At 65.9% G+C, this 8220-nt stretch carries 9 protein-coding genes; 8 read left to right on the top strand and 1 reads right to left on the bottom strand.

Annotated features, from left to right (window positions below; translation table 11 throughout):
- From ACTS1Z_RS00270 to gspN, 4 genes are all read left to right on the top strand, one after another.
- A partial coding sequence (locus ACTS1Z_RS00270; protein WP_442622423.1) for a type II secretion system protein GspK occupies positions 1-326 on the top strand: 326 nt, incomplete at its 5' end.
- Positions 323-1426, top strand: a complete 1104-nt coding sequence (gspL, locus tag ACTS1Z_RS00265) for a type II secretion system protein GspL (protein ID WP_442622422.1) — start codon at positions 323-325, stop codon at positions 1424-1426. The genes ACTS1Z_RS00270 and gspL, both read left to right, overlap by 4 nt.
- Positions 1423-1908 (top strand): type II secretion system protein GspM, encoded by a 486-nt coding sequence (gspM, locus tag ACTS1Z_RS00260; RefSeq protein ID WP_442622421.1) that lies wholly within the window; start codon positions 1423-1425, stop codon positions 1906-1908. Before gspL ends, gspM begins: the two co-directional genes overlap by 4 nt.
- The gene (gene gspN, locus ACTS1Z_RS00255; protein WP_442622420.1) at positions 1908-2636 is read left to right on the top strand and encodes a type II secretion system protein N; all 729 of its coding nucleotides are present in this window, start codon (positions 1908-1910) and stop codon (positions 2634-2636) included. Before gspM ends, gspN begins: the two co-directional genes overlap by 1 nt.
- Here the strand turns inward: gspN and ACTS1Z_RS00250 are convergent.
- Positions 2621-3550 (bottom strand): XdhC family protein, encoded by a 930-nt coding sequence (locus tag ACTS1Z_RS00250; protein WP_442622419.1) that lies wholly within the window; start codon positions 3548-3550, stop codon positions 2621-2623. The two genes, gspN and ACTS1Z_RS00250, sit on opposite strands and share 16 nt — an antisense overlap.
- A 92-nt stretch (positions 3551-3642) precedes the next feature.
- Here ACTS1Z_RS00250 and ACTS1Z_RS00245 point away from each other — a divergent pair, with 92 nt between their 5' ends.
- The 4 genes from ACTS1Z_RS00245 to ACTS1Z_RS00230 all read left to right on the top strand — a co-directional run bounded on the left by ACTS1Z_RS00245 (position 3643) and on the right by ACTS1Z_RS00230 (position 8215).
- Positions 3643-4473, top strand: coding sequence for a crotonase/enoyl-CoA hydratase family protein (locus ACTS1Z_RS00245; protein WP_442622418.1), 831 nt, complete (start codon positions 3643-3645; stop codon positions 4471-4473).
- On the top strand, positions 4474-5496 hold the full coding sequence (locus ACTS1Z_RS00240; protein WP_442622417.1) for a zinc-dependent alcohol dehydrogenase family protein: 1023 nt from the start codon (positions 4474-4476) through the stop codon (positions 5494-5496). It abuts the gene before it with no gap.
- Between the two features lie 77 nt (positions 5497-5573).
- The gene (locus ACTS1Z_RS00235) at positions 5574-6404 is read left to right on the top strand and encodes an SMP-30/gluconolactonase/LRE family protein (RefSeq protein WP_442622416.1); all 831 of its coding nucleotides are present in this window, start codon (positions 5574-5576) and stop codon (positions 6402-6404) included.
- Between the two features lie 23 nt (positions 6405-6427).
- Positions 6428-8215 carry a gamma-glutamyltransferase family protein gene (locus ACTS1Z_RS00230; protein ID WP_442622415.1) on the top strand — a complete coding sequence of 596 codons (1788 nt, stop codon included), beginning with the start codon at positions 6428-6430 and terminating at the stop codon, positions 8213-8215.
- The last annotated feature ends 5 nt before the right edge of the window (positions 8216-8220 follow it).

Genomic DNA, 8220 nt, shown 5'->3' with positions numbered 1-8220 from the left:
TCAACGTCAACACCCTGCTTCCGGAACAGGCCCCGCTTATCGCCATGCTCCTGCCGAACCGTCTCGATGCCAATGGCGCCAGCCAGGCGATCGCCGCGCGCCCCGAAACCGGGTGGAACAGCATCGCCGATTTCTGGAACCAGCCGGTGCTTGCCAATCAGGAGCCGATGGGCGAAGTGATCGGCCAGCCCCAGATCCGTACCCGCTATTTCCGGCTCGAACTCGATGTCCGGCTCGGCGAGGTAGAGCTGCAGCAGTCCGCGCTGATCGACGCCAGCTTCGCGCCGGCGCGCGTCGTCTCGCGCCGCTGGGGGCGTGACGAATGAGCGCGCGTTATCTCCTGATCTTTCTCGGCGAAGAACCGGGCTGGATGCGGATCGCCGATGGGCGGACGCTCGTGCGGCAATCGGGTTTCGACACGCTGCCCGAGCCTGATGAAGACGGCGACGAGCCGGAAACCGTGACTCTGGTCGTTCCCGGTAGCGAGGTGGCGTTGCACTGGGCCGAAATCCCGGCCGCGCTCGCGCCTGCGCAGGCCGGGGCCGCGGCGCGGATCATGGCCGAGGAGGTGAGCGCGGAGCGCTTCGAGACGCAGCATGTCGCGACCGGCCCAGCCGATGCGGACGACGAGCGGCCGCTCGCCATCGTCTCGCGCGCGCGGATGGACGACTGGCTGGCCGAGGCCGAAACGCTCGGCCTCGATCCCGATATCGTGATCCCGGAACCGCTGCTGATCGCGCCGCCCGAAACCGGTGTGCGCACGCTGCGCAAGGCCGGCATCGATATAGTGCGCGGACCCAAACGCGCCTTCGCCGCCGAACCGGATATCGCGGCCCTGCTGATCGCCGACGAGCCGGTCGAGCCGATTACGGCCGAATACATGGAGCGCGGCCTCGGCACCGTGCTGGCCGCGCCGCCGCTCAATCTGCGGCAGGGCGATTATGCGAAGCGCCGGCGCTGGAAACTCGACACCGGCTATCTGCGCCGGGTTGCCCTTCTCGCCGCGGCAGTCCTGCTGGTCACGCTGCTGATCCAGCTGACGATGATCGCGCGCTACAGCTTCGCCGCCGATGCCGTCGAGCGCGAGATCGCCGAACGCGCGCGCGACGCCATCCCCGGCAATGTCGAGATCGTCGATGCCGATGCACAGTTGCGCGGGCGGCTCTCCGAGCTTGGCGGCGGACCGGGCTATGGCGAACTCGCCAATGCGGCGTTCGGCGCGATCCGCGATACGGCGGGCGTGGAACTGCAGTCGATCGTCTATGCCGACGATAACAGCCTGCAACTGACCGCCGCCGCGCCGGGACAGGCGGAACTGACGGCCCTGCAGCAGCGCATGGCCGCCGCCGGACTCATCGTCACGCCCGGCGGCGTGCGCGATGGTGGCGGGCGGCAGATCGCCGATTATGTGGTGCGGGCGCCATGACGGAGCGTGTGAAAGCCTGGTGGGGCGGATTGAGCGCCCGCGAACGCTGGCTTGTCGGCGTGGCCGGGGGATTAGCGGTACTGGTCCTCAGCTGGCTGCTGATCGTCCGGCCGATCGACCTTATGCGCGAATCCGCCAAGGCGCGCCACGATGCGGCGGTGATCGCGCTCGGCCGCATCGAGGCGCGGCTCGCGGCCATCGACGCCGTATCCGCCAATCCGCCGCCCGCGGTTTCCGGCCGGATCAGCGATATCGTGACTGCCGAAGCGGTGCGGGTCGGCTTTAACACGGCGCAGACCGAACCGGCGGGCACGGACGGCGTACGCGTTATCATCGGCGCGGTCCGCCCGCAGACTTTCTTCGCCTGGGTTGCCGATCTCGAAACGCGCATGGGCCTCCATGTCGATGCGCTGACGGCGCGGCCTAATGCGGACGAAACGCTTTCGGTGGACGTCACTTTCCGGCGCGGAGGGCAGGGCTGATGCGGATCACGCTTCCGATGGGCCGTGCGGTCTTATTCCTGTGCATCTTCGCGCTGGCGCTGCTGGTGCTCATCCCGATGCGGCTCGGCCTCGACTGGCTCGGCATGGACGATCGCGGTGTCGCGGCACGCGAGGCGCAGGGCAGCGTCTGGAACGGGCGTCTGGTCGAGGCACAGTTTGGCGATGCGGCGGTCGGCGATGTCGATGCGGGGCTCGGCTTTTTCCCGCTGCTCGTTGGCCGGGCGCGCGTCGCCATGGCCCGAAGCGGCATGGATGCGGATCAGTTCGGCGGCTTTCGCGGTGCGATGAGCGTTTCGGGCAGCGAATTCGGGCTGGACGATATGCATGCGTCCTTGCCCGTCGCCGACCTGTTCGCGCCGCTACCGGTTAGCGCGCTCGAACTCGAAGATGTGACCGTGCATTTCGACAACGGGTTGTGCGACACGGCGGAGGGCCTGGTTCGGGCGCGGCTGGGCGGCAATCTGGCCGGCATCTCGCTGCCCGAATTCGTGATGGGCAATGCGCAGTGCGACGAAGGCGCGCTGCTGCTGCCGCTGATCAGCCAGAGCGGGATGGAACAGCTCGAAATCCGCATCGGCGCGACCGGCGCCTATACGGCGGAATTCCGGACGATGGCCGTCGACGATGCGATGCGCGAACGGCTCGCGCTTGCCGGTTTCGCGCCGGGGCCGAACGGCTATGCGCTCGCCGTTCAGGGCGAGTTCTGAGCGAAGGCTGATACCATTCCAGCGGCGATCGAGAGCGCGATTTCCGCCGGGCCGACGCTACCGATATCGAGGCCCGCGGGACCGTCGATCCGCGATAGATTTTCCGCGTCCACACCGGCTTCGCGCAACCGCGCCAGCCGCGCCGCATGGCTTTTGCGCGAGCCCAAGGCGGCGACATAGCCGGCCGGCGATTCCAGCGCGGCGATCAGGGCCGGGTCGTCGATCTTCGGATCATGGCTGAGGACCACGATGGCGGTGCGCGCATCGGGATTATGCGCGGCGATGGCTTCATCCGGCCAGCGATCGTCGCGGTCGACGCCCGGAAACCGCTCTTCGGTCAGGAACGCCGCGCGCGGATCGATGAGGACGGGTGCGATATCGATCTCTTCCGCCATGCGCGCGAGCGACTGCGCGATCTGCACGGCGCCGACGATGAGCAGCCGGCGCGGCGGGGCGTAGCGGTTGATCCATCCGGCTTCCTCGTCGCGTTCGGCGATCCGCGTTGCGCCGCTGTCCAGATCGGTGGCCGTGTACAGCGTCTCGCCGGACCGGCGCGCTTCGCCGATGGCGGCGAACAGGTCCGGCGGAAAGCCGTCCGGCCCGACCGGCTGCACAAGGATTTCGATTTCGCCGCCACAGGGCAGGCCCGCCTGCCATGCCGTTTCGTTTTCGACGCCGAAGCGCAGCAGGCGGAATCGACCATCGGCCAAAACCTCGCCGGCTGTGTGCAGCACATCGCCCTCGACACAGCCGCCCGATACCGATCCTTCGAACCGGCCGTCTTCATGGACCAGCATATGACTGCCGGCCGGCCGCGGCGCCGAGCCCCAGGTGCGTATGACGGTCGCCACGGCAAGGCGCGCGCTTTGCCACTCGCCATAGCGCGCAAGAAATCGCTCCATCTCGCCCTTCATCGGGCCTCTTTGCGCGCGGGAGGGCCGAAAGCGCAAGCGCCTGTTGCGCGCCTGCGCGCGGCTGTGCCACAGTTGACGTAAAGGAGAACCCGATGACCGACCGCGTAACGATTGCCATCGACGATGCAGGCGTCGCCGATGTGCGCCTTAACCGTCCCGAAAAGATGAACGCTCTCGATCCCGCGATGTTCGACGGGATCGTCGATGCCATCGAACAACTCGGCAGCGATAGCAGCGTGCGCGCCGTTGTGCTGTCGGGCGAGGGCCGGGCTTTCTGCGCCGGGCTCGACATGGCGAGCTTCGCCGGCATGGCGCAGAAGAGCGCCGCCGATAATGACGATGGCGACGATGATGGTGCCGACCGGCTTATGAAACGCACCTATGGGGACGCGAACAAGTTCCAGCAGGTCGCCTGGGGTTGGCATGTGTTGCCGGTGCCGGTGATCGCGGCGGTGCATGGCGTCGCATTCGGCGGCGGCTTCCAGATCGCCTGCGGTGCCGATATCCGGGTGACCGCGCCCGACACGCGCCACGCGATCATGGAGATGAAATGGGGCCTTGTGCCGGACATGGCCGGCATCCCGATCGTGCGCAATCTCGCCCGCGACGATGTGGTGCGCGAGCTTTGCTATACGGCGCGGATTTTCGACGGGGCCGAAGCGCTCGATTATGGCTTTGCGACGAAGCTTTCCGACGATCCGCATGCCGATGCGATGGAACTCGCGCATGAAATCGCGAGCAAGAGCCCGGATGCGGTGCGCGCCAACAAGCGGCTCCTCAACATGTCGCGGGACCAGCATGCGGCGGAAATTCTCTTGGAGGAATCGCGCGAACAGGCAGGCGTGATCGGCAAGCCCAACCAGATCGAGGCGGTGATGGCCGGGATGGCCAAGCGCCCGGGCAACTTCAAGGATGTCGCGTAGATGAAAGCCGCAACGCTCAAAAAGCCCGGCGGGCTCGACAATATCGTCATCGCGGATCGCGACCAGCCTGAGGCCGGGCCCGGCGAGCTTCTCGTCAAGGTGGCCGCTAATTCATTGAACTATCACGATTATGTCGTCGCGCTGGGCGGTATCCCGACGGTCGATGGCCGGATCCTGATGTCGGACGGCGCGGGCGAAGTCGTAAGCGTAGGAGAGGGCGTTTCGGGATGGAGCGCCGGCGATCATGCGCTTTCCGTATTCTTTCCGGGCTGGGCCGATGGGCCGGGGGAAAACGAGAAGCGCCTCGGCGTGCCCGGCGATCATGCCGATGGTTTCGCCGCCGAATATGTCGCGGCGCCCGCCCGCGCCTTTACGAAGGCACCGAAGGACTACAGTTTCGCCGAGGCGGCGACACTGCCATGTGCGGCGCTGACCGCGTGGCGCGCGCTGTTCGTGTCCACTCAGACCAAGCCCGGCGATATCGTACTCGTGCAGGGATCGGGCGGGGTCTCGATCTTCGCGCTGCAATTCGCCAAGGCCGCGGGCGCGACGGTGATCGCGACGTCCTCGTCGGGCGAGAAGCTCGAGCGGCTGACCGCGCTCGGCGCCGATCATGTGATCAATTACAAGGAAGAGGCGGACTGGGGTAAGGCCGCGCTGCAATGGACGGCGGGTCGCGGCGTAGACACCGTCGTCGAGATCGGCGGTCCGGGGACGCTGACGCAATCGATCCATGCGTGCCGCACGGGCGGGCATATCGGGCTGATCGGCGTGCTCACGGGGCTGTCGGGCGAAGTGCCGACCGCGCTCTTCTTCCAGAAGAACCTCGTGATGACGGGGATCACCGTCGGTAGCCAGGCCGACCAGCGCGACATGATCGCGGCGATCGACGCCAACGGCATCAAGCCGGTGATCGACACGCATTTCCCGCTGGACCAAGTCGCCGACGCCTTCCAGCATCAGGCCGCGCAGAAGCATTTCGGCAAGATCGTCATCGATATTCCGGGAGACGCATCGGGGTGATACTTTGGCCTCTTATCGCTTCACTGGCTGGCATGAGCGCGCCGGATGCAGCTGTTGCCGAGCCAGAATTTCCGGTTGTGGCAGAAGCTTTTATCGAGGCGTTCGACGGTGCGGAGGGCATAACGTTCAACGCTCGTGGCGATTTGTTCATCGGGGCCAATCGTGGCGTCTGGATCGCCCGGCCCGACGGTAGCGTGCGCCGTTTGGCCGATGTCTATACGAATCTCGGCCAAGCGCCGATCGGCGAACGCGACATCTTGGCGGCGGATTTCGGGCCGACCAACATTTTCAGCGAGGGCGATGAGAGCGAAAATGACGGGATCGTCTGGCGGGTGACGCCTGAAGGCGAAAGAACGGTTTTCGCGACCGGCATCGCCGATCCGAACTTCATCCTGCCGATGCCGGACGGCTCCTTTCTCGTCTCGGACGACGGGACGGATATCATCTACCGCATTGATGCTGACCGCAATGTCTCGATCTGGTCCCGCGCCGTGCCTTTTCCCAACGGTATGGTCGTCTCGCCGGATGGACGGACGCTATATGTCGCGCAGATTTTTACCAGACTGGCGCCCATTGAGTTCGCCGACCGGCTCTGGGCCGTCGAGATAGGCGAGAACGGGTCAGCCGGTGCCGCCTCGGTCGTTCTGGAGACCGGCGGCGCGGGTCTCGACGGGCTGGCGATAGATGAGAGCGGCCGCGTCTACATCGCCGACAATCAGGTCGGCAGAATCTGGCGCTTCGATCCCGAGACGGGCGAGCAGGTGCTGATCGCGGAAGACGTACCCAATGTTGCGAGCCTTGTGTTCGGTCGCGGCGCATTCGATCATCACGCGCTATATGCTACCTCGACGTTCCGGGGCGGCGGCACGATCTGGCGCATACCCGTCGGCGTCCGGGGTAGCCAATAGCAGCGAGAGAGGGGATTTCGATCATGCGTAAATCAGTGTTGACGGCTTTTTGCGCTATTCTGCTGGTCGCCGGAACAGGTCCGGCTTCGGCACAGGATGGCGCAGCACCGGCAATCGAAATGGGCGCCGGCGGGCGGCCGGTCGGGGCGGCATGGTCGCGCAGTCCGGTCTATGCGGAGAACGGCATGGCGGCGACGGCGCATCCGCTCGCGAGCCAGATCGCCATCGACATCCTGCAGGCCGGCGGGAGCGCCGTGGATGCGGCAATTGCGGCCAATGCCGCGCTCGGCCTGATGGAACCGACGGGCAACGGCATCGGCGGCGACCTGTTCGCCATCGTCTGGGACCCGGAGACCGAACAACTCTATGGCCTCAACGCCTCGGGCCGCAGCCCGATGGGGCAGAGCTATGATGACCTGCGCGAGGCCCTGGGCGATGCGACGTCGATCCCGCCGGTCGGCCATCTGCCGGTCAGCGTGCCCGGCGCAGTCGATGGCTGGTTCGAACTGCATGGCCGGTTCGGGCGGCTCAGCATGGAAGATATTCTCGCACCGTCCATCGCCTATGCGGAGAACGGCCATCCCGTTGCGCCTGTGATCGCGCATTATTTCCAGCGCAATTTCGCCGCTTTCGAGCAGCGGCTCGAGATGATCGGCGAATTCGACAATGCGCGGGCGACCTATTTCGCGGAGGGCGCGCCTCAGGCCGGGCAAATCTTCCGCAACCCCGATCTCGGCGCGACCTATCGCGCCATCGCGGCGGGCGGGCGCGAGGCCTTTTACGAGGGCGAAATCGCCCGGACCATCGATGCCTATATGCGGCGGATCGGCGGCGCGCTGCGCTATGAGGACATGGCCGCGCATGAGAGCGAATGGGTAGATGTCGCCTGTGTCGACTATCGCGATGGGTACGAGCTGTGCGAACTGCCGCCCAACAGCCAGGGTTTCGCGGCGCTGCAGATGGTGAATATCCTGCGCAATGTCGACCTCGCACAATGGCCGCGTGGGTCCGCCGAAGTGCTGCATTACATCACCGAGGCGAAGCGCCTCGCTTTCGAGGATCTGGCCCGCTTCTACGCCGATCCTGCCTTTTCCGACATTCCGATCGAGGGGCTGTTGTCGCAGGAATATGGCCAGCGCCGCTTCGCCGAGATCGATCCGGCGCGCGCCAATCCGGCCTTCGCGCCCGGCGATCCGCGGATCGAAGGGGAGGGGGACACCACCTATCTGACGGTCGCGGATTCAAGCGGCATGATGGTGAGCCTCATCCAGTCCAACTATCGGGGCATGGGCTCGGGCCTTGTGCCGGACGGGCTCGGCTTCATGTTCCAGGATCGCGGCGAGCTGTTCTCGCTCGATCCCGATCATCCGAACGTTTATGCGCCGGGCAAGCGGCCGTTCCAGACGATCATCCCGGCCTTCGTCATGCACAACGACCAGCCCTATATGAGCTTCGGCCTGATGGGCGGATCGATGCAGCCCCAGGGCCATGTCCAGGTGCTGATCAACATGGTCGATTATGGCATGAACGTGCAGGAAGCGGGCGATGCCGCGCGGATCAACCATGGCGGCGGCCGCGCGCCGACCGACGATCTGCAAGGGACGGGCGCGGACCTGCTCGGCACGCTCAGTGTCGAGGCGGGTATCCCGGACGAGACCGTCGAGCAGCTCCGCGCAATGGGGCACAATGTCGAAGTCGTGACCAACGGCATCATGTTCGGCGGCTATCAGGCCATCGTCCGCGATCCGGAAACCGGCGTCTATGCCGGCGCGACCGAAATGCGCAAGGACGGCCAGGCGCTCGGTTACTAGATAAA

The sequence above is a fragment of the Parasphingopyxis sp. genome (assembly GCF_052168295.1).
Classification (GTDB): domain Bacteria; phylum Pseudomonadota; class Alphaproteobacteria; order Sphingomonadales; family Sphingomonadaceae; genus Parasphingopyxis.
Note: the sequence above shows the minus strand (reverse complement) of the source record. Positions and strands in the feature narration are given on the sequence as shown.

Bases quoted from the DNA above. Each gene is read 5' to 3' on its own strand.
- gspL (WP_442622422.1), top strand. From the start codon at position 323: ATGAGCGCGCGTTATCTCCTGATCTTTCTCGGCGAAGAACCGGGCTGG.
- gspM (WP_442622421.1), top strand. From the start codon at position 1,423: ATGACGGAGCGTGTGAAAGCCTGGTGGGGCGGATTGAGCGCCCGCGAA.
- gspN (WP_442622420.1), top strand. From the start codon at position 1,908: ATGCGGATCACGCTTCCGATGGGCCGTGCGGTCTTATTCCTGTGCATC.
- ACTS1Z_RS00250 (WP_442622419.1), bottom strand. From the start codon at position 3,550: ATGAAGGGCGAGATGGAGCGATTTCTTGCGCGCTATGGCGAGTGGCAA.
- ACTS1Z_RS00245 (WP_442622418.1), top strand. From the start codon at position 3,643: ATGACCGACCGCGTAACGATTGCCATCGACGATGCAGGCGTCGCCGAT.
- ACTS1Z_RS00240 (WP_442622417.1), top strand. From the start codon at position 4,474: ATGAAAGCCGCAACGCTCAAAAAGCCCGGCGGGCTCGACAATATCGTC.
- ACTS1Z_RS00230 (WP_442622415.1), top strand. From the start codon at position 6,428: ATGCGTAAATCAGTGTTGACGGCTTTTTGCGCTATTCTGCTGGTCGCC.